15 protein-coding genes, 1 other RNA gene and 2 pseudogenes are annotated in these 20,438 nt (G+C 38.4%); 14 read left to right on the top strand and 4 right to left on the bottom strand.

From position 1 onward, the window contains the following. Nucleotides 1-8 precede the first annotated feature (8 nt). Complete coding sequence (gene eno / locus RCG17_RS08845) at nucleotides 9-1,307, top strand: phosphopyruvate hydratase (RefSeq protein ID WP_308174812.1); 1,299 nt, start codon at nucleotides 9-11, stop codon at nucleotides 1,305-1,307. Between the two features lie 139 nt (nucleotides 1,308-1,446). Then, on the top strand, nucleotides 1,447-1,680 hold the full coding sequence (secG, locus tag RCG17_RS08840) for a preprotein translocase subunit SecG (protein WP_308174811.1): 234 nt from the start codon (nucleotides 1,447-1,449) through the stop codon (nucleotides 1,678-1,680). A gap of 302 nt (nucleotides 1,681-1,982) precedes the next feature. Here secG and RCG17_RS08835 read toward each other — a convergent pair whose 3' ends face one another. Then, complete coding sequence (locus RCG17_RS08835; RefSeq protein WP_308174810.1) at nucleotides 1,983-2,897, bottom strand: nuclease-related domain-containing protein; 915 nt, start codon at nucleotides 2,895-2,897, stop codon at nucleotides 1,983-1,985. A 132-nt stretch (nucleotides 2,898-3,029) separates the two neighbouring features. Here RCG17_RS08835 and RCG17_RS08830 point away from each other — a divergent pair. Together RCG17_RS08830 and rnr are read left to right on the top strand one after the other, a co-directional pair. Further along, nucleotides 3,030-3,781: pseudogene (locus RCG17_RS08830) on the top strand (alpha/beta hydrolase). Between the two features lie 12 nt (nucleotides 3,782-3,793). Then, complete coding sequence (gene rnr, locus RCG17_RS08825) at nucleotides 3,794-6,136, top strand: ribonuclease R (protein ID WP_308174809.1); 2,343 nt, start codon at nucleotides 3,794-3,796, stop codon at nucleotides 6,134-6,136. A gap of 188 nt (nucleotides 6,137-6,324) precedes the next feature. Here the strand turns inward: rnr and RCG17_RS08820 are convergent, their stop codons facing one another. Both RCG17_RS08820 and RCG17_RS08815 read right to left on the bottom strand, forming a co-directional pair. Then, nucleotides 6,325-6,837: a DUF3231 family protein gene (locus RCG17_RS08820; RefSeq protein ID WP_308174808.1), complete on the bottom strand. Its 513-nt coding sequence runs from the start codon at nucleotides 6,835-6,837 to the stop codon at nucleotides 6,325-6,327. A 210-nt stretch (nucleotides 6,838-7,047) separates the two neighbouring features. Then, nucleotides 7,048-7,671, bottom strand: coding sequence for a LysE/ArgO family amino acid transporter (locus tag RCG17_RS08815; RefSeq protein ID WP_308174807.1), 624 nt, complete (start codon nucleotides 7,669-7,671; stop codon nucleotides 7,048-7,050). A 191-nt stretch (nucleotides 7,672-7,862) separates the two neighbouring features. Between RCG17_RS08815 and smpB the strand changes: the two genes are divergently transcribed. The 7 genes and pseudogenes from smpB (at nucleotide 7,863) to RCG17_RS08780 (ending at nucleotide 14,634) form a co-directional block, all read left to right on the top strand. After that, nucleotides 7,863-8,330: an SsrA-binding protein SmpB gene (smpB, locus tag RCG17_RS08810; protein WP_308174806.1), complete on the top strand. Its 468-nt coding sequence runs from the start codon at nucleotides 7,863-7,865 to the stop codon at nucleotides 8,328-8,330. A gap of 164 nt (nucleotides 8,331-8,494) precedes the next feature. Then, nucleotides 8,495-8,831, top strand: a transfer-messenger RNA (tmRNA) gene (ssrA, locus tag RCG17_RS08805). Nucleotides 8,832-9,221: 390 nt separating this feature from the next. Beyond that, entirely contained in the window at nucleotides 9,222-10,214 is a 993-nt protein-coding gene (locus tag RCG17_RS08800) for a zinc-dependent alcohol dehydrogenase family protein (RefSeq protein ID WP_308174805.1), read from the top strand. Between the two features lie 186 nt (nucleotides 10,215-10,400). Then, nucleotides 10,401-11,564 carry a sulfite reductase subunit alpha gene (locus RCG17_RS08795; RefSeq protein ID WP_308174804.1) on the top strand — a complete coding sequence of 388 codons (1,164 nt, stop codon included), beginning with the start codon at nucleotides 10,401-10,403 and terminating at the stop codon, nucleotides 11,562-11,564. 245 nt (nucleotides 11,565-11,809) lie between these two features. After that, a complete protein-coding gene (locus RCG17_RS08790; protein ID WP_308174803.1) occupies nucleotides 11,810-12,100 on the top strand; it encodes a HesB/YadR/YfhF family protein in 291 nt (96 codons plus the stop codon). 70 nt (nucleotides 12,101-12,170) lie between these two features. Further along, a complete protein-coding gene (locus tag RCG17_RS08785; protein ID WP_308174802.1) occupies nucleotides 12,171-13,172 on the top strand; it encodes a PAS domain-containing protein in 1,002 nt (333 codons plus the stop codon). An 89-nt stretch (nucleotides 13,173-13,261) separates the two neighbouring features. Further along, a pseudogene (locus RCG17_RS08780) lies at nucleotides 13,262-14,634 on the top strand (putative bifunctional diguanylate cyclase/phosphodiesterase). A 25-nt stretch (nucleotides 14,635-14,659) separates the two neighbouring features. On the opposite strand, the gene RCG17_RS08770 reads toward RCG17_RS08780, so the two are convergent. Further along, a complete protein-coding gene (locus RCG17_RS08770; RefSeq protein ID WP_308174800.1) occupies nucleotides 14,660-16,192 on the bottom strand; it encodes a methyl-accepting chemotaxis protein in 1,533 nt (510 codons plus the stop codon). Between the two features lie 897 nt (nucleotides 16,193-17,089). On the opposite strand from RCG17_RS08770, the gene yyaC reads away from it, so the two are divergent. The 3 genes from yyaC (at nucleotide 17,090) to RCG17_RS08755 (ending at nucleotide 20,432) form a co-directional block, all read left to right on the top strand. Beyond that, the gene (yyaC, locus tag RCG17_RS08765; RefSeq protein WP_308174799.1) at nucleotides 17,090-17,596 is read left to right on the top strand and encodes a spore protease YyaC; all 507 of its coding nucleotides are present in this window, start codon (nucleotides 17,090-17,092) and stop codon (nucleotides 17,594-17,596) included. A gap of 255 nt (nucleotides 17,597-17,851) precedes the next feature. Further along, nucleotides 17,852-19,333, top strand: a complete 1,482-nt coding sequence (locus tag RCG17_RS08760) for an ATP-binding protein (RefSeq protein ID WP_308174798.1) — start codon at nucleotides 17,852-17,854, stop codon at nucleotides 19,331-19,333. Between the two features lie 100 nt (nucleotides 19,334-19,433). Beyond that, nucleotides 19,434-20,432 carry an AI-2E family transporter gene (locus RCG17_RS08755; RefSeq protein ID WP_308174797.1) on the top strand — a complete coding sequence of 333 codons (999 nt, stop codon included), beginning with the start codon at nucleotides 19,434-19,436 and terminating at the stop codon, nucleotides 20,430-20,432. Nucleotides 20,433-20,438 lie beyond the last annotated feature (6 nt).

The raw sequence follows: 20,438 nt of genomic DNA, 5'->3' as shown, positions 1-20,438 counted from the left end.
AGAAAAAAATGCCATTTATTGTTGATGTATATGCACGTGAAGTATTAGATTCCCGCGGTAATCCAACTGTTGAGGTTGAAGTTTATACTGAATCTGGCGCATTCGGACGCGCTTTAGTACCAAGTGGTGCTTCTACAGGTGAATACGAAGCAGTTGAACTTCGTGATGGCGATAAAGAGCGCTACCTTGGCAAAGGTGTTTTAAAAGCTGTCGATAATGTAAACAGCATTATTGCTCCAGTCATCGTTGGCGAAGAGTTCAGTGTTCTTGACCAAGTTGGCGTGGACCAGCGCTTAATCGAGCTTGATGGAACAGAAAATAAAGGAAAATTAGGAGCTAACGCCATCCTTGGTGTTTCCATGGCTGTTGCCCGCGCAGCTGCTGACTATTTAGATGTTCCTTTATATCAATACCTTGGCGGATTCAACGCTAAGCAGCTTCCAGTGCCAATGATGAACATCATTAATGGCGGTGAGCATGCCGATAACAACGTAGACATTCAAGAATTCATGATTATGCCAGTTGGTGCTCCTAACTTCAGAGAAGCATTACGTATGGGCGCAGAAATTTTCCATAACCTAAAATCAGTTCTTAAAGGTAAAGGCTACAACACTGCTGTTGGTGATGAAGGCGGTTTTGCTCCAAACCTTAAGTCAAATGAAGAAGCCATTACAACAATCATTGAAGCGATTGAAAAAGCTGGCTACAAACCAGGCGAAGAAGTTAAAATTGCCATGGATGCAGCATCATCTGAGTTCTACAACAAAGAAGATGGCAAATACCATCTATCAGGCGAAGGCGTTGTAAAAACTTCTGCTGAAATGGTTGATTGGTACGAAGAGCTTTGCGATAAATACCCAATCATTTCAATCGAAGACGGTTTAGACGAAAACGACTGGGAAGGCCACAAGCTTTTAACAGATCGTCTTGGCAAACGAGTTCAATTAGTTGGTGACGACTTATTTGTAACCAATACGAAGAAATTAGCTGAAGGTATCGAAAAAGGTATTGCGAACTCCATCCTGATCAAAGTAAACCAAATCGGTACCTTGACTGAAACATTTGATGCAATCGAAATGGCTAAGCGCGCTGGTTACACAGCTGTAGTTTCTCACCGTTCTGGTGAAACAGAAGACAGCACAATCGCTGATATCGCTGTTGCAACAAATGCCGGCCAAATCAAAACAGGTTCTGCTTCCCGTACAGACCGTATTGCGAAGTACAACCAATTGCTTCGCATCGAAGACAATCTTGGTGAAGTCGCTCAATTCAACGGAATCAAATCTTTCTATAACCTACGCAAGTAATTTTTCAAAAGAAGGTGCACCTGGACGCTGGTGCATCTTTTTTTAGGAATCCTGACACAAGTTGTACTATTGTTAAACGGTACCGAATGTGGTAAATTTAAAATACTGTGAAATGTACGTCTAACAGGAGGTGTCTTACATGCATGCATTATTTGTTACATTATTAGTAATCGTTAGTGTCGCACTTATCATTATTGTTTTATTACAATCTGGAAAAAGCGCAGGCTTATCTGGTGCCATCTCTGGTGGTGCAGAGCAATTGTTTGGAAAACAGAAAGCACGCGGTATCGATTTGATCCTACACCGCATAACTGTTGTGTTATCGGTACTCTTCTTCTTGCTCGCAGTTGGGGTTAGTTATTTCAAAATATAATATACCGAGATCATAAACCTGGCGGGATTGCTGGGTTTTTTGTTTTTTAAACACGAAATATGAATTCAGTGAAAAAAGGTCGATTCATTCCACTTTTCAAAGAAATTTAAGGAGAAGTGGAATGAATAGGAGCTAATCATTCCACTTCTCAAGGAAATCTAAGGAGAAGTGGAAAGAAAAGCTAATCATTCCACTTTCCAATGAATCTAAGGAAAAGTGGAATGAATAAAAGCCAATCATTCCACTTTTCAAGGAAATTCAGGGGAAGTGGAATGAATATAACTTCCAATTAGCATAAATGTTTATTTCTGATCATAGTATGAAGACCTTCCGTTCCTATTTAGTTCAAAGTTGTTTCTAAGTATCCTCCAAATCTTTTTCGAATTTATAATCTTACACCAATCATGCACAACAAATGTAGTTATTTTTAGATCAGGAAACAGCCTCTTTAATTCCTCAACATTCCGCAAAACAGCCAATTCCACAGGTTCCAGTCGGTTGCAAACCGAACAGACTAATATCTCTCTGTTGTGCACCTTCATAAACCCACACCCGCAGGCACAAGCAAGCCCTTTTTTCAATTGTTCATACGTATATGGAGGAACCCTTGTAATTGGCGATTTCTTTTTATGGAGGGAAGCCAGCTTTTGCGCAAGTTTCATATCGCGTTCAGTTAATTTGCCTGATTTCATTTTTAATTGATTCATGTAGCGATTGAGGTGAGCAGGATAGATAATCGGTAAATTTAGAGGAGCTTGAAAGAGATAAAACTCGGGGTTCACAAACACAAGGCGGGATTCAATGGGGAAAGAAAAGCCAAGATCACGGCACAGTCGGCGCAAACGAGACTCACATCGTTCCAATTGCTCCAATGGATCGTCAATTTCACTCCCGGAAGCAGTATACCAAAAACCATCTTTCATCATGTAGTCACCATCAAAATTTTTCACATCATTTAAAAACATCCGACCATTCCTTACCAAAACAGAATCTATTTGAAAAATTCGGTTATGATGTTCAAGCAGCAAATCATTGATAGCCAGCCAATCATCGGAAAGATGTGCTTCCGCCATTCGATCAAACGCCAGCTCGCCCTGATAACCTTTTTCCAAATTTGAATAATAGTGGGTATCACTAGAACATAAGCCCATTCGCAAATGTAAACTTCCAAATACCAATAATTCTTCTGATTCACAACGTGATTTCACAACAATCATAATTCACCTCCATTTTACCTTCATTTTAAAAAACATTTCGACCCCATACAAGAAGTAAATAAGTCTTTTTTCTGGCATCTTATTCATTGCTTTGCTAAAACTATAAGGAGTGGAATAGAAAAGGGGATTACAATGAAAGTCAAGATTACAAAACCATTTACCTTTAAAGCCGAAAAGAGCAGTGCTCCTCTTGCATGGATTTACTGGAACATCAGCCGATGTCCGCATGCTAGGCCGCTTCCTCGAAAAAAAAGGCTATACCTGCCATGCACCTCACTACAAAGGCCACGCCGTTCCTCCAGGAGGAACTCGTCCATACCGGACCTGAAGATTGGTGGCAGGATGTAATAAATGGATACGAACACCTAAAAAATATGGGACATAACGAAATTGCTGTGGCCGGTCTTTCGCTTGGCGGGGTATTTTCTTTAAAATTGGGTTACACTGTTCCTATAAAAGGAATTATTCCAATGTGTGCACCTATGTATATAAAAAGTGAAGAAACCATGTATCAAGGAATTCTTGAATATGCAAAAGAATATAAAAATCATGAAGGAAAATCGCCAGAGCAAATTGAAGAAGAAATGAGAAACTTTGAAAAAACACCCATGCAAACACTAAAAGCTCTGCAAGAGTTAATTGCAGATGTTCGTGAACATGTGGATCTCATCTACGCACCAACTTTCGTTCTTCAAGCAAGACATGACAAAATGATCAACACTGACAGTGCCAATATCATATACAATAGAGTAGAATCCGATTTTAAAGAAATAAAATGGTATGAACAGTCAGGGCATGTTATTACACTTGATAAAGAACGCAACCAGCTACATGAGGATGTTTATAACTTTTTAGAAAAATTAGATTGGAATGATGACTTATAAGGAGGAATTTATTTGGAAGATTCTATTCAAAAGCATATCGACAAGCTTTTGCATTACATGAAAGACGAGGTCTATAAACCGTTAACTGTTCAAGAGCTTGAACAAGCCTTCGGGATTGAAGACTCGACGGATTTCAAGGAATTTGTGAAAGCACTCGTTCATATGGAAGAAAAAGGACTAGTTGTCCGCACAAGGAGTAACCGCTACGGCCTTCCTGAAAAAATGAACCTAGTTCGCGGCAGGCTGATTGGGCATTCAAAAGGATTTGCTTTTGTGGCACCCGATGAGCCTGGGATGGATGATATTTTTATTCCGCCGACAGAAACGAATAACGCAATGCATGGGGATACGGTTATGGTCCGTGTGTCAGGAAATGCTACTGGGCAGCGCCGTGAAGGCAGTGTCATTCGGATTCTTGAAAGAGGAACCCAGCAAATCGTTGGTACGTATGTGGAAAGCAAGCATTTTGGCTTTGTAATCCCAGATGATAAAAAATTTGCGAGTGATATTTTTATCCCAAAAGCAACATCAAAAGGTGCGGTTGAAGGGCATAAGGTTGTTGTGAACCTGACAACGTATCCTGAAGGAAGAAAAAGTGCGGAAGGGGAAATTGTTGAGATTCTCGGTCATAAAAATGACCCAGGAGTGGACATCCTTTCTGTGATCCATAAGCACGGGCTACCGCTTGAATTCCCGCAGGAAGTATTAAAGCAGGCTGAAGAAACACCTGATACGATTGAGGAAAGTGAATTGGCTAACCGCCGTGACCTTCGTAATGAAGTGATCGTGACAATTGACGGCGCCGATGCAAAGGACCTTGACGATGCCGTAACGGTCACAAGGCTTGAGAACGGGAACTATAAATTAGGCGTACATATTGCAGATGTCAGCTATTATGTAAAAGAAGGAACGGCAATTGACACGGAGGCAGAAGAAAGAGGAACAAGTGTCTATTTGGTCGATCGGGTAATTCCAATGATCCCGCACCGCTTGTCCAATGGAATTTGTTCATTAAATCCGAAAGTCGACCGATTAACATTGTCCTGTAATATGGAAATTAGCTCCGATGGCACCGTTGTTGACCATGAAATTTTTCAAAGTGTTATTAAAACAACGGAGCGGATGACTTATTTTGATGTAAACCGCATTCTCGTTGATAAGGATGAAGAGACACGCAATCGTTATGGGTCGCTTGTGCCAATGTTTGAGCTAATGGAAGAGCTTGCCACAACTTTACGAAATAAACGGATGAATCGCGGGGCCATTGATTTTGATTTTAAAGAATCCAAAGTTCTTGTCGATGAAGACGGGAAACCGACAGATGTGGTCCTAAGGGAACGTTCAGTTGCTGAGCGTTTGATTGAGGAATTTATGCTGGCTGCCAATGAAACGGTTGCTGAGCATTTCCACTGGATGGAAGTTCCGTTTATCTATCGTATCCATGAAGATCCAAAGGAAGATAAGCTAAGAAGATTTTTCGAGTTTATCACCAACTTTGGCTATATTGTCAAAGGGACGGCCAATGAGGTGCATCCAAGAGCATTGCAGGAAATCATTGAAGAGGTTCAAGGGAAGCCAGAGGAAATGGTTATTTCAACTGTCATGTTGCGTTCAATGCAGCAAGCCAAGTATTATCCTGAATGTCTTGGCCATTTTGGATTATCAACGGAGTTCTATACCCATTTTACATCGCCAATCCGTCGTTATCCGGATACGATTGTACATCGCTTAATTCGAACTTATTTAATCGAAGGTAAGCTGGATGAAACAACACGGGAAAAATGGAATGCCCGCCTGCCTGAAATTGCTGACCATACATCGAGGATGGAGCGTCGAGCAGTTGAGGCTGAACGGGAAACAGATGAATTGAAGAAAACCGAGTATATGGAGGATAAAATTGGTGAAGAGTATGATGGTATTATCAGCTCGGTGACCAATTTCGGGATGTTTGTTGAACTGCCAAATACAATTGAGGGTCTTGTTCATGTCAGCTATATGACGGATGACTACTACCGCTATGATGAACGCCATTATGCAATGATTGGTGAGCGGACAGGGAATGTTTTCCGCATTGGCGATGAAATAACAGTTCGGGTCGTTAAGGTCAATAAAGATGAAAGATCAATTGATTTTGAAATCGTTGGCATGAAAGGAACACCGCTTAGAGATCGGACTGTGGCTCCGAAGGTGTTTAAGACAGGCAGCAATGAGAAAAAGCCACGGCGTGGAAAAGCAGAAGATAAGAATCAACGTGGGAATGCTGTAGACAAAGCAGGTAAGGCGAAAAAGAAACGTAAGCATTATGAAAATGAACCAATCTCAAAAAGTACGAAGCGGAAAAAGAAACGCCGTTAATACTTGAAAAAGAGAGTTCAGTTTCCCGTCGCAAAACCGAAAATACAATCGAAAATGTAACCGATTTGCAAATGGCTCAGTTCACAATACTGAGCCATTTTTTTATCCATTTTCGATTGCTTTTTTCGAATAAACTCCTGGGTAGGCATAATAAAAAACACGGCTAGAAATAACCGTGTCAAAAAAAATTAACAATCACCATGTTTATTTAGATGCAGTGGTGGAGGGATGAGCCATCCTTTTTCTTTATTTAAACGAAGCACTTTTGCTCCAAGGGCTGCCTTTTGGATATGAAATTGACCATACATCATAGCAACATCTTCCCTGATGGATTTTCCGATTACTTGGCTGCAAGCTACTAATCCAGCAGCAATATCAGCAGAAAGTGTAGCTGCAATTGCTGGATCTGGAATTCTTGCACCTACTGGAATATCCTCCAAACATGCGACCGGAGGCTCGGGAGAAGCAGGTGGTAAGCCGATACCGTTTTCTTTTAATAGCTCTTCACCATGTTTTTTTTCTTGCTGGCAAATTTCAATTGCTTCTACTAATAACTTCTTTAAATCTTCATCACCTGCGTGGTTCAACATCGTTTGATAACCTGCAATCAGACCATTTCCGACTAGTTGTGAAGCCCAAATATCAAAGACTTCCCCGTAGTGTAAAGGCTCTTCTTTTGGATTTCCAGATAAAATTCCCATCGTTATCCTCCTTAGTGAATATGAAAATCTGCTCATAGTAAGTGCCACCTCTCTTTAAGCACTGTAATAGCTTTTCCTACACTAGAAAAGAATATAGATAATTTAACTTTGTTATTTTTATTAAAGTTTTTGAATAAGACATCAATAAGAAAAATACGTCTTCACTTATTGTAGAAACGCCCTCGATCACTAATTCCCAATTAACTTGTCCTATTTACTAAATAAAGTAAACAAAAGGTAGACTGCTGCTCCCCACATAACTAGAGCTGATATTTTATTTAATATCAACATAAAGTTACCGGATTCATCAAGCTTTCCACTTATTCGACCAATCAGTGAAAGCCCAAAAAACCAAATCCATGAAACCAAAATAGAAGCAAAAGCAAAGATTACTTTATCTTCCCCTTGGTATCTTAATGAACTTGTTCCAATTACACCTACAGTATCCATGATGGCATGCGGGTTCAGTAAGGAAACGGATGCTGCAAACCATACTTGTTTTTTTAAAGAGAATTTATTCGCACTTACTTCTCTTTCACTTTCATTACTTGGTTTACTATTCCATGTGGTCCATCCCATATAGATTAAAAAAATACACCCTGCCCCAATTAAAATTATTTTTATCCAAAATGAACCTAAAATAACAAATGAAACACCCAAAACAGATACTAGGATTAAGAGGGTATCACATATAGAAGCTGTTATGATGACTGGTAATGCATGAACAAAACGCGGCTGTAGTACCCCTTGATTAAAAACAAAAACATTTTGGACACCAAGAGGAAGAATCAGCCCTAGTGCAAGAATAAATCCATGGAAAAATGGTTCTAACATCCTAAGTTCGCCCTTTCTTGTCTGTGAATCAACGTTTCTTATTTTATATAGAAATTTAATTTTTGTCTCCAATCGATTGGATGGAATTCAAGCCAACCAAGTAAGTCAGTGTCACTCTCTATGAGAAAAGGGCTCTCTTTCCGTTTTGGTCAAAGTCTGATAAAATGGAATGATAGTAAAGAGGTGATTGTATGCCAAAGGGTGAAGGCAAGGTTGTATCACAGAACAAAAAGGCTTACCACGATTATTTTATCGAGGAGACATACGAAGCCGGGATTGTCCTGCAGGGTACAGAGATTAAGTCCATTCGTGCTGGCAAATGTAACTTGAAGGATTCGTATGCCAGAATTCAAAATGGGGAAGCGTGGTTGTATAGTATGCATGTTAGCCCATATGAACAGGGAAACCGCTATAATCATGATCCGCTAAGACCTCGTAAACTTTTGCTTCATAACAAGGAAATTGCTAAACTGTACGGTGAAGCAAAAGAAGCTGGCATGGCGCTTGTGCCGTTAAAGGTGTATTTGAAAAATGGCTTTGCAAAAGTACTGCTTGGCCTGGCAAAAGGTAAAAAGAATTACGATAAGCGAGAAACCTTGAAGAAAAAAGAAGCAAATCGTGAAATTGAGCGGGCTTTTCGTGATCGTCAGAAGATATAGTTTCCAATTAATTTACAAAAGCTTACAATTGAAATCTACTGCCAGTATGTTATAATAACTTATGTCGCAAGGAATTGCGGCGATAACTTAAAGCTCAAGCCTTCTTGAGTATCCTAACGTCAAACTTGCCTAATTAAGCAGTTGACCATTTTATATGGGGACGCTACGGATTCGACAGGGGTAGTTCGAGCTTAGGTTGCGAGTCGAGGGGATCGGCCTCGTTAAAACGTCAAAGCCAATAACTGGCAAAACACAAAACTCTTTCGCTTTAGCAGCTTAATAGCGCTTTAGCGGTTCCTCCCTCCATCGCCCATGTGGTAGGGTAAGGGACTCACTCTTAGTGGGCTACGCCGGATTCCACCGCCTGAGGATGAAGGAAGAGAACAACCAGGCTAGCTGACCCGACGCCTGTCGATAGGCATAAGGATCAGCGAAGCGCCAATATGTCGACTACACTCGTAGAAGCTTAAGTGCCGATATCTTTGGACGTGGGTTCGATTTTCATTAGTCGCCTTATGTGGTAACACATAAGTGAAAATCCGGCTTTATCGGTGAAACCTAACCCGCTAATTGCGGTAAGGCAATGCCGAGCGGTATGTGGAGTAATCCAACAGCCGTGTATCGACTTATAGGCTGCCATGAACATTGGTAGTACTAGGATGCGAAAACTTGCCTGGGAACCAGGTAAATATATGTTTCGCATAATACGCCGGGGGACCTGAGGAATGATCAGGTTCAAGATATAGTCAGTGCCATGACGAAAGCATGGAAGAGCACGTCCCACCGTCTCCACCAATACATAGGTGGATTCAAGACCAGCAGAAGATGCTGGTCTTTTTTATATTTTGAAAAAATAATCATCAAAAGCTATGAATAAGGAGACCAATACTCTTGGATGCAAAATGTATTAGATTTTACGAATTCGGCAGTCCTAAAGATGTGCTAAAAATTGAATATAAAGCCATTGAACCACCAAAAGAGAATGAAGTTCTTGTACGTATGCTAGCTCGCCCAATAAATCCCTCGGACTTAATACCGATTAGAGGATCCTATGCTCACCGAATTTCTTTACCTAATATTCCAGGTTATGAAGGAGTAGGTATTGTAGAAGAAGTAGGTCCTTTAGTTTCTAAAAATCTTATTGGTAAACGTGTATTACCTTTACGTGGTGAAGGGACGTGGCAAGAGTTCGTTAAAACATCAGTTGAATATGCAGTTTGCATACCAGATACTATTGATGATTTTACTGCTGCACAGATGTATATAAATCCAATAACAGCATGGGTGGTTTGTACTGAAGTATTAAAATTAAGACCGAATGATGTTTTATTGGTTAATGCGTGTGGGTCTGCTATAGGACATATTTTTGCTCAATTATCGAAGATTTTAGGTTTTCGATTGATTGCCGTGACGAGAAATAATAATTATACAGAAGAGTTACTTCATCTCGGTGCCTCTTATGTGATAGATACTTCTAAAATTCCACTCCACGAGACGATTATGGAATTAACAAATGGAAAGGGTGCGGATGCTGCTATTGATTCCGTTGGAGGTTCATTTGGAACCGACTTGGCTTTTTGTGTTCACCCCAATGGGAACTTTTTAACGATTGGTCTTTTATCAGGTGCACAAGTAAACTGGGCCGATATTGTAAATAAAGCAAAAGTGAAGGCTAATTTGTTTCATTTACGCAATTGGAATAAAAATGTGCCGACAGAGAAATGGCTAGGAACTTTTAATCATGTGATAAGGCTGATAAATGATAAAAAATTGAGTTTGATGATGGAAGATTCTCAATACGACTTATCAAACGTAAAAGAGGCTATTGATGTAGTTGAATCTTCTAAAATAGCCAAAGGAAAAGTGTTTTTAACAAGCTATTGAGTTATTTCTTCTTTAAGGGTACTTTATTATAAAGAAGTTTAACAGCGTATTTGAAGAAATGAGAAATCCAGTTAGTACAATAAGACTGTTATACCTTTAATTTCAAATTGTGGATGAAAAAAATATATCTGATTTTGTCAACCTGTGTTATCCTAGCTTTAGGACAACATTTGTGAGGTGAATAATATGGCAGTTACTGTTGAAGACAAAAAGGTGCCAAGCCCATATTCAAGAACGAATCCATTTCCTGCAAGGATTCTTAAAAATATTAATTTAAATGGTGCTGGCTCAATCAAAGAAACGAGGCATATCGAGTTCTCATTAGAAGGATCAGGCCTATCCTATAACCCAGGAGATGCCCTTGGTGTTGTGCCTTCCAATGATCCAGAACTTGTTGCTGCCCTTTTGGAAGAAATGAAATGGGATCCAGAAGTTACTGTTACCATTAATAAGCAAGGTGATACACTTCCATTAAAGGAAGCGCTAACATCTTACTTTGAAATTACGTTATTGTCGAAGAAGATTCTGCAGCAGGCAGCAGAACTGACAGACAATGAAGATTTAAAAAAGCTTATATTAGCTGAAAATGCTGACCAATTGAAAGAATATACCTCTGGGCGTGATTTGCTTGATATGCTACGTGACTTCGGTCCATGGAAGGCTACTGCCCAAGAGGTTGTGTCACTTCTAAGAAAAATGACACCGCGCCTTTATTCAATTGCAAGCAGCTTCACAGCACATCCTGGACAAGTACATCTTACGATCGGTGCAGTAAGATACACAGCTCATGGACGCGAACGTAAAGGGGTATGTTCCGTTTTATGCGCTGAACGTGTACATGAAGGTGATACCCTTCCAGTATTTGTTCAACCAAATAAACATTTTCATCTGCCAGAATCTCTAGAGACTGATATCATTATGGTTGGTCCTGGTACTGGTATTGCGCCATTCCGTGCTTTTATCGAGGAACGTGCCGTAACAAAAGCAACAGGCCAAACATGGTTATTCTTTGGCGACCAGCATGAAGCATGCGATTTCTTATATCATGACGAATTTGAACAACATCAAAAAGATGGCGTTCTTACAAAACTTAGTACCGCATGGTCTCGTGATACAGAGAAAAAAGTTTATGTTCAGCATAAAATTCTTGAACACAGCAAAGAATTGTTTGCATGGCTAGAAAAAGGAGCTTATTTCTTCATCTGTGGAGATAAGCAAAACATGGCGAAAGACGTCCACAATGCGCTTATAAGTGCGATTGCACAAGAAGGCGGATTGAGCCAAGAAGATGCCGAAGCCTATCTAAATGACCTGCAAAAACAAGGACGTTACCAGCGTGACGTTTATTAAACAATATTTTTAAAAAGAAAGAGAAATAATCCTCATACTAGGGGTTTATTTCTCTTTTTTGGCTAATAAGAAAGTATAAATTTTTCCGAAATTTATACTTTCTTATGTCGCATAAGTGCAACTACGCCTCTGTCTACGCCCTAAAGCTTGCCAATCGGCGAGTTTTCTTTATTATTATAAGAGTTGCGGAATCTTTTTGGGGAGATACTATCCCTAGCATTTATGACAGAAAAGGTGGATCATGCATGAAGATAGAAATTAGTCAGCAAGCGTTAAAATGGTTTAAAGATGAATTAGAGGTTAAAAAAGGAGACCATCTTCGTTTCTTTGCTAAAATTTATGGGAATAGTTCGGTCCAACCAGGCTATGCACTTGGATTTTCAATAGATGATCCCATCGATATCGCTGTTCAAACTGAACTGGACGGGATTGTTTTTTTTGTAGAGGAAACGGATTTATGGTTTTTTGATAGCCATGATTTGCATGTTGAGTATAATGAAAAAATCGATGAAATAGAATTTAACTACATAAAATGATAAGAAAAAAGGAATAGAGGGGACACTCTCTATTCCTTTTTCGTCAAAAAATTGCTAGAAAAACTATGTTATGATTAAGTATAATCCTACAAAAGAGACGACAAAGCGAGTAGTAACTTTGTTTCATTTTTTATCAAAATCATTTTTGGGAATTGAAGTAAAAACATGGATTTTATCTGTTGCTATTCTGATTGTTGTTCCAGCATTAGATGTAGATGATATCTCTGATAAGCAGTTCCATAATGTTATCTGGTTTTTTTATTTAATTCCAACGATTATTTTTGTTTTTAAAAAGGGTAGGAACTATGGTTTCATTAACACTGCTGTCGAATCGATTTTATTTTATGTAATGGAGACTTGGGAGAAGGATGGCATAACGAACTCAGAATTGATTACATTTTTAGAGCTTATCATGTTAAATATTTTGATTTCGATTACAGTTGGAATACTTGTTAAAGGAAACAATGACAAACAAAATGAATTAAAAGAAGCAAAAACCCTTCTTGAAAGCATCTTCAATCATTTAGATCTGGCGATTTGGTCTGACGATTTTAAGGGGAAAATGCTTATTTCAAAAGGGATTGAAAAAATATATGGAAAACAAAGTGACGAAACATCTAAAGATGCCCAGTTTTGGGAAAAGGCTGTTTACCTGAACGACAAATATATAATTGGTGAAATAGAGAAAAAAATTAAAGCTAATGAAGAGTATGATTTTACATACCGCATTTTACGTCCTGATGGAGATATTCGCTGGGTCAGGGACCGAGCACTGCCGGTATTTAATGAAAATGGAGAAGCGGAAAGATATGATGGTACGATTACTGATATTACAAAGCAAAAGCAATTGGCGTTAAATCTTAAAGAATCGCAGGAAAGGTATAGAACATTAATTGAAAATGTATTTGCCGGTGTTTATTTGCTTCATAATAGTACCCCTGTTTTTGTAAACCAATGGTTGGCTGATTTTATGGGTGTCTCCAAAAAAGAATTACTCAGAGGATCGAATTTTTTAAATTTTGTAGTAGAAGCAGATCGTGAACGTTTACGAATCAATTTTAACATCTATTAGAAGGAAAAAGGCTCTTTTTTATTGATGAAATTCAAATCCTTACCCATGATGGATCTATCAAATATCTTGAATTACAGGCTGCGAATACTATGATCAACGGCTCTTCAGCAATCGCTGGGCTGGCTTTAAATGTTACGGATAAAAAGCTGGCAAAAGCGAAGTTAGAACATTTGGCGTTTCACGATGGTCTTACTGGTTTGCCAAATATGAACTATCTAAACCATTATCTTTCAAAAGAGTACATCGACTCAACATACAATGGGGCACCTGTTTGTATTATGTATTTTAATTTGGATCGTTTTAAATTTATCAATGATTCCTTTGGACACCGAATTGGTGATCGATTGCTTATGTATGTTTCACAAAGATTGGTTCTAACCATACAATCATCTGGAGATGTCGTTCGGGCCGGCGGAGATGATTTCATTATTTATATGGCAAATACCAATCAAAAACAGGCGAGGCTGCTAGCTGAAAGGCTTTTAGATGCCTTTGCCAAACCCTTTCATTTTGATGAACAGGAAATTAGAATTGCTGCAAGTATTGGAATCTCCATTGCTGATAAGAATGAAACGTTGGATGGTGAGCTGAGAAAAGCAAGTGCAGCCCTGCATTTTGCGAAAGAATGTGGCAGAAACCAATATCGTTTTTATGCTGCTGAGTTTTTTCAAACAGCCAATCGAAAAATGGAGCTTGAACAAAAACTGAGAAAGGCTCTTGAACAAGAAACACTTGAAATCTATTATCAGCCTAAACTTGATTTAAGGACGAAGAAGATCACTGGTATGGAGGCCTTAGCACGGTGGAATGATCTAGATGTTGGAACTGTTTCACCAACAGAGTTTATCCCCATTTCAGAGGAAACAGGCATGATCGTACCGTTAGGAAAATGGGTACTTGAGAGAGCGTGTAAACAAAATATGGAGTGGGAAAAGATGGGATATGACTCACTTCATGTCTGTGTGAACATATCGAGCAGGCAGTTTCTGCAGGATGACTTTGTTGTTATGATTGAACAAACGATGCAAGAGAGCGGGCTGGCTCCTGAATTTTTAAATCTTGAAATTACTGAAGGAATTGCGCTTAATAATATGGATGATGCCATTTCAAAATTAGATGAGTTAAAAAAACTGGGGATCACTATTTCGTTAGATGATTTTGGAACAGGCTATTCTTCGTTAAGTTATATAAAATCTCTGCCGATTGATTATCTGAAATTGATCGTGCGTTTATAAATGGAATCACCGAAAACAGCCAGGATGCAGCGATTATTGATTCGATTATTTCCTTGGCTAATTCCTTTCATTTTAGGGTCGTTGCTGAAGGGGTCGAGGATGAAGAACAGCTGCAAATGTTAACAGCAAAAAATTGTGATGAAATTCAAGGATTTTACTTTGCCAAACCGATGTCGGCTGCTCATTTTGAACAATTTTTAGAAGAAAGAAGCCTTTACAAATTGTAACGGCTTCTTTCTTTTTTTGCCATTATCAATTATTTATTAATGATTGATCTACTTTATCCACTAGGCCGCTCAGTTCTGTTGTCATATTATTTAATGATTGAATAATCGAATCTAATGTACTGACGGAAGCAGATTGTTCTTGGGCAGCGGCTGAAATACTCTCGATGTTGAGGAAAGAAGATGTTGTAATTTCGGACACAGAAACCATGGATTCATTTGTTTCCGTTGCATTTTTTAATAATAGATTAGAAGCGGAAGTGATATCATTTATTTGTTGATCCACCATCTCAGATGTTTGTGAAATCGAATCCAATAATCTTTTGGTTTCATCGACTTGAGTTAATCCTTTATTGATTTCCAGTAATCCATCATTCATTTTGTTGGTGACACTCTTGATATGTTCCTGAATCGTTTTAACATCATTATGGATTTCTTTGGCAGAGTCATCTGATTCTTTTGCGAGCTTTCGCACTTCCTCTGCGACCACAGCAAATCCTTTGCCGTTATCCCCAGCCCTTGCTGCCTCGATCGATGCATTTAATGCTAAAAGATTGGTTTGATCAGCGATCGCCGAAATGGTTTCAATAAATTCCCCAATTTGACTGGAGTTTTGTTCTAATCCAATGACAAGTTCATTTACTTCATTGATTGTATTTAAGATAATATTCATTTGTACCGCCATTTGTTTCACCTTATCCTGCCCTTTTATGGCTTGATCAAAAGCATTCTGAGCGTTCTTATAAACCTCCGATGCGTTGCTGTGAATAGATTCTATTTCCTGAGCCATTGAGCGGATATTTTCGACTCCATTTTCTAATTGATTAATTTGGCTATCGGCTCCTTCAGAAATTGTCTGAATGGAATGCGCTATTTCGTAGCTGGCCTTTGTGGAATCCTCTGAGCCTTGCGATAATTGGCTTACAAACTGTGCCATGTTCTTGGTGCTATCATTAAGATGCTGAATAATTTCTTTTAATGCGGCTTTATGATGATCTTCTTGCATTTGATGTTCCTGGTCGGACTTTTGTTTGGCGATGATTAACATGATGGTGGAGCCGCTTGTCAGGATTAAAAATATTGCGTGAATAAGCAGTAGGCTGAAGGGGTATACCATTGACCCGCAAAGCAAGGGTGAAAACATGAAATACCCAATAAAATGCTGTAAGGCAAAAATAGCCGTACTGATTAAAATAAGTTTTATATCATTAAAATAAGCAATCAATGCGATAACCATAAAGATGGAAAAATGCAATTCGACTAATCCGCCGCCGCCGGCAATGATGGAAATACTGCTGAAAGTTAAAGTAAGCATTATGAATAATTGAAAAAGTGATTCTTGTTCATCTTTATTATGTAAGAGCCATGCAGGAATAAAGAGCAGAATGGGGATTACTAAAAATATGTTTTGCAAAATAACCATTCCAGAGGACAGGTCACCCATTCCTGCCATCGAATGAAAGATACCAAGCTGCCTATGTAAAAAATGAAACAGGAAAGATAGTAATAATGTCCCATCTGTTAAATAAAGCATGATAATATTTTTTTTTGCTGATTTCATAAATTTCCCCCCTATAGTTATATTTTAGACTTTTCAGTTATTTTAGCGATATATTTTTTGATTTTTAGGTAACCATCTTTTATAGTGAATTATTACTAATTCGTGAGTGATTTTACCTAGAATACAAAAAAAGACCAGCCAAGAGGCTGGTCCAAAAAGGGTCTATTATAAAAGGGGGTTAGTTGTAGTTAGGCTTGCAGCTTAACTACTTTTTATTTTAATGGTTAGGTATGAATAAATTATGAATAAACCATTAAGTTTCTCCTAATTACAGTTTCCTTTTTGATTATTTTTATATCAAGAATACATATGAGTAGATTCAAGTCAACCAACCCCCACGGAGATCCTTACGGCTCCCATTTCAGTGGGGGCTTGGGTTCTCCACTCAGGTCTTTTCGTCTAACATTAAGACGAGTGACGCTCTGAATGGCAAGCGCTGTTCAGCACTCCCCAAACACTGTTTTTGGTCGGTACTGGCGACGAACGATCGTTTTCCCACTTGCACCACCCTTTCGAAAAAGAGCAGTTCTTCCTTGTGGAAGAAGCCACCACTCAGATTGCTCTGGCGTGTGCTACAAGCCCCGATAAGTCGAGTACGCATGGATGGTTGACGCACCCACTAAGCTATGCGCGAAGCAACAGCCTTACGTATAGTATCTTTTGTGCGTTGAAGATTTTAACTTATAGGAATATAATGCCATACAAACATACGTTTTGGCTACCGCCAACCGACATTCATCTCCACCTGAATTGTTGGGCTTGCGCCCGTAACACAAATCAGATGGAGTCTTCTGTCGGAAAAGGATAAAAATGAATTGAAATCTGTTAAATATCACTCAATTTTTTAAAAGTTCTGTTACTATAGAAGTATAACAGGCAAGGGGCGACAATCATTTTATGATTACTAGACAGGGAAATAAATTAGATCTATATCAAGTTTTACCTGCAGGTCTAAAAAGGGATCATGTTGTCTTTGTTTGCATTGGATCTGATCTTTCGATAGGGGACAGCCTTGGTCCGATTGTCGGAAGTGAGCTGGAGGATCTTGGCTTTACCGTGATTGGAACATTAAAATACCCGTTACATGGGTTGAATTTGAGGGATAGATTAAAAACAGAATTAGCCTTAATCGGAGATAAAACAGTGATAGCGATTGACGCTTGTATCGGAGCAAAGAGCTCCGTTGGAGGTTTCGAGGTAAGGAAGGGCCCTGTTCATCCAGGCAAGGGACTCGGAAAAAAATTAATGAAGATCGGGGATTACTCAATTGCGGGAATTGTTAGTTCGCAAAGCCCGTTTGACTTTTTTCATGATCAAGTGATCCATCTATCCTTTGTGCTGGACATGGCGAAAGTGATCGTTGCGGATATTCATGAATTTTTCTCAGAAGAAATAAAAGAATAAAAAATACCGACCATAAGGATGGCCGGCAAAAATTTACTTATGGGGGTCAAGTTAATAGGCTTGCAACCTAGGATTATCATACATAATAGTTATGAACAAATTATGAATAAAAGTGGAAGTTTTTAAAAACGATTATATCAAGGCTGTATATAGGTACGCTATATTTTCTTTATTAAAAAATTTAGCGTACCTATTGTTTTAAAGTATAATGATGGTAGATATGTTATGTGAATGAATTAAGGAGATGTGGATATTGTGAATTATTCACTCCAAAACATGAGTAATTCCTTTAATGTAGACCATTTAGTTACCATATTTAATTATTTAGAGGATATGGTTTTTTTAATAGATGTGGAAGAGAATAATCAATTTCGATGTCTCGAAGTAAATCCCGCCTATCTTAAAGCAACGGGTTTACACTTAAGAGATCTAAAAAGTAAACGGATTGAAGAAATTTTTAGCCCCCAGGAAACTATTTCCGTTATTGAGAATTACCAGCGGGCTATTTCGAAAAAACAATCAATGACATATGAAGAGATTATGATATTAAATAACGAAGAAAAAACCTTTGAAACAACCATCACTCCTATTTTTTTAGAAGAAGATCGTCAAGATTGCCGATATATACTGGGAGTTTCCAGGGAAATAACTGAACGAAGAAGGTACGAAAAAGCCCTTCTTGAGGCAAAAAGTGAATTAAAAACAATTATCCAGCAACAGCAGGCACTTATTTTAAGACTCGATAAAGTAAATGGAGAATTTATATATACTTTATGTGATGGACAATTAATAGGTCAGTTGGGATATACACCTGATGAATTAGTTGGAAAACGGCCACAGGACCTTTTTCCAAAGGAAACCGCTGACATGATCAACCGCCATTTTCAGCTTTCCTGGGATTCACAGGAAAAAGAGATATTTGACTTTTTTGATCCAACGAACGAGCATGAAATTTTCTGGTTGACGATTGTCAGTCCGCTGATTGAAAATGGACAAACTACTTCATTACTCGTTTATGCGGTTGACATACTTGAACGAAAAAAAGCGGAAGAATCTATGATGAAAACCGAAAAGCTTGCTTTAATTGGCGAGTTAGCGGCAGGAATTGGGCATGAACTTCGTAATCCCTTGACGGCAATTCGAGGCTTTATCCAATTGATGCGTGAAAATAAAGAAGCGGTCAAAGACGAATTTTTAGATGTCATTGATGGAGAGCTTGAAAGTTTAAATCATATTGCCGGTGAACTGATGATTTTGGCAAAGCCGCAAGTACATAATTTTGTCCGTCTAAATATTGTTCAGTTATTAGATGAAGTTGTGTTTTTAATGGAGCCGGAGGCTTTTAGACAAGGAGTAAAAATAACAAAATATTATGAATCGCCATTCGTGCCTATTTTTGGCGAAAAGTATCAATTAAAACAAGTGTTTATTAATTTGATTAAGAATGCCATGGATGCACTAAATCGCGGGCCGAACGGTGAGATTTCGATTAAATGCAGACAATCAGGCAGCGAAACCATTGTATCTGTCTCCGATAATGGCTGCGGCATTCCAAAAGAAGTTCTTGATAAAATTGGCGAGCCCTTTTACACTACAAAAGAAAAAGGAAATGGTTTAGGTTTGCTTGTATCGTATCGGATTATTAAGAATCACACAGGAACCATTGAATGCCAAAGTGAACAGGGGAAAGGGACATCTTTTATCATTCATTTCCCCATTAGCTCTGAGAACATATAGACAAATGTATAAGGTGAGGAACCTTCGAACAGAGTGGTTCTTTGTCCTTTTTGGTTATAATGGAAACTAATTGAAAAATAATGAGGTTGGTTAAAAACAAATGATAAATAATATATGGCAAAGCAGTGGTTTTAGACGAATTGTTATTTTTGCAGGCATGATTTTTGTTTTATATCTCTTGAGAGATATGCTTAACCTGGTTTTGTTGACGTTCATCTTTACATTTCTGATGGATCAATTGGTGAAATTTGTTTCAAGATGGTTTCCCATTAATCGTAAGTTGCTCGTCGTCATTTTATATGCCGTGATTGTCGGGTTATTATCCTGGGCGATTGTTAATTATTTGCCAATGGTAATTAGAGAGATTAAAGAATTAATTAAGCAGCTTTCAGCCTTTTACACGGCTAAACACGAAAATATCTTTTTAACTTATATCTTTAATCGTATTGCCAAAATCCAAGTTCAAAACTACTTTGAGCAAGGCTTTACTTATATCATTCGATACTTTACCGATATTAGCCGTGTCGGCCTGCAATTATTCCTTGCCATTTTACTCAGCTTATTTTGTTTATTAGAGAAGCCACACTTAATCAAGTTTACGAAAAAGTTTAAAACAAGTAAGGTTGCACCGATTTATAATGAAATTGAATTTTTTGCTGGAAAGTTCGCAGGAACATTTGGTAAGGTCATTGAGGCACAGTTGATCATCGCGATTGTCAACACTACCTTGACAACGATTTCACTGTGGATCTTAGGCTTCCCACAGTTGGGTGGGTTATCGATTATGATCTTCCTCTTGGGTCTAATTCCTGTGGCAGGTGTCATTTTATCCTTAATCCCCTTAACCATCATTGCTTACAGTATTGGCGGTTTTATAAAGGTTCTTTATATCGGGATTGCTATTTTAATTATTCATGCCATTGAGGCTTATATCTTAAATCCAAATTTAATGTCATCGAAAACAAATCTTCCTGTTTTTTATACATTTATTATCTTGATTTTTTCGGAACATTTTTTCGGGGTTTGGGGCTTAATTGTAGGTATACCGATTGTCGTCTTTCTATTAGATGTATTAGAAGTAACAGATCATAGGAAATAAAATTTA

It is taken from the genome of Neobacillus sp. PS3-12 (genome assembly GCF_030915385.1).
Taxonomy (GTDB): Bacteria; Bacillota; Bacilli; order Bacillales; family Cytobacillaceae; genus JAEVLT01.
This window is presented reverse-complemented; position numbering and strand designations above follow the sequence as displayed.

Coding starts and splice junctions, on each gene's coding strand:
- RCG17_RS08785 (WP_308174802.1), top strand. CDS start 12,171: ATGATTAAGTATAATCCTACAAAAGAGACGACAAAGCGAGTAGTAACT.
- RCG17_RS08820 (WP_308174808.1), bottom strand. CDS start 6,837: ATGGGAATTTTATCTGGAAATCCAAAAGAAGAGCCTTTACACTACGGG.
- RCG17_RS08755 (WP_308174797.1), top strand. CDS start 19,434: ATGATAAATAATATATGGCAAAGCAGTGGTTTTAGACGAATTGTTATT.
- eno (WP_308174812.1), top strand. CDS start 9: ATGCCATTTATTGTTGATGTATATGCACGTGAAGTATTAGATTCCCGC.
- RCG17_RS08795 (WP_308174804.1), top strand. CDS start 10,401: ATGGCAGTTACTGTTGAAGACAAAAAGGTGCCAAGCCCATATTCAAGA.
- RCG17_RS08815 (WP_308174807.1), bottom strand. CDS start 7,671: ATGTTAGAACCATTTTTCCATGGATTTATTCTTGCACTAGGGCTGATT.
- secG (WP_308174811.1), top strand. CDS start 1,447: ATGCATGCATTATTTGTTACATTATTAGTAATCGTTAGTGTCGCACTT.
- RCG17_RS08770 (WP_308174800.1), bottom strand. CDS start 16,192: ATGAAATCAGCAAAAAAAAATATTATCATGCTTTATTTAACAGATGGG.
- smpB (WP_308174806.1), top strand. CDS start 7,863: ATGCCAAAGGGTGAAGGCAAGGTTGTATCACAGAACAAAAAGGCTTAC.
- RCG17_RS08835 (WP_308174810.1), bottom strand. CDS start 2,897: ATGATTGTTGTGAAATCACGTTGTGAATCAGAAGAATTATTGGTATTT.
- RCG17_RS08790 (WP_308174803.1), top strand. CDS start 11,810: ATGAAGATAGAAATTAGTCAGCAAGCGTTAAAATGGTTTAAAGATGAA.
- yyaC (WP_308174799.1), top strand. CDS start 17,090: ATGATTACTAGACAGGGAAATAAATTAGATCTATATCAAGTTTTACCT.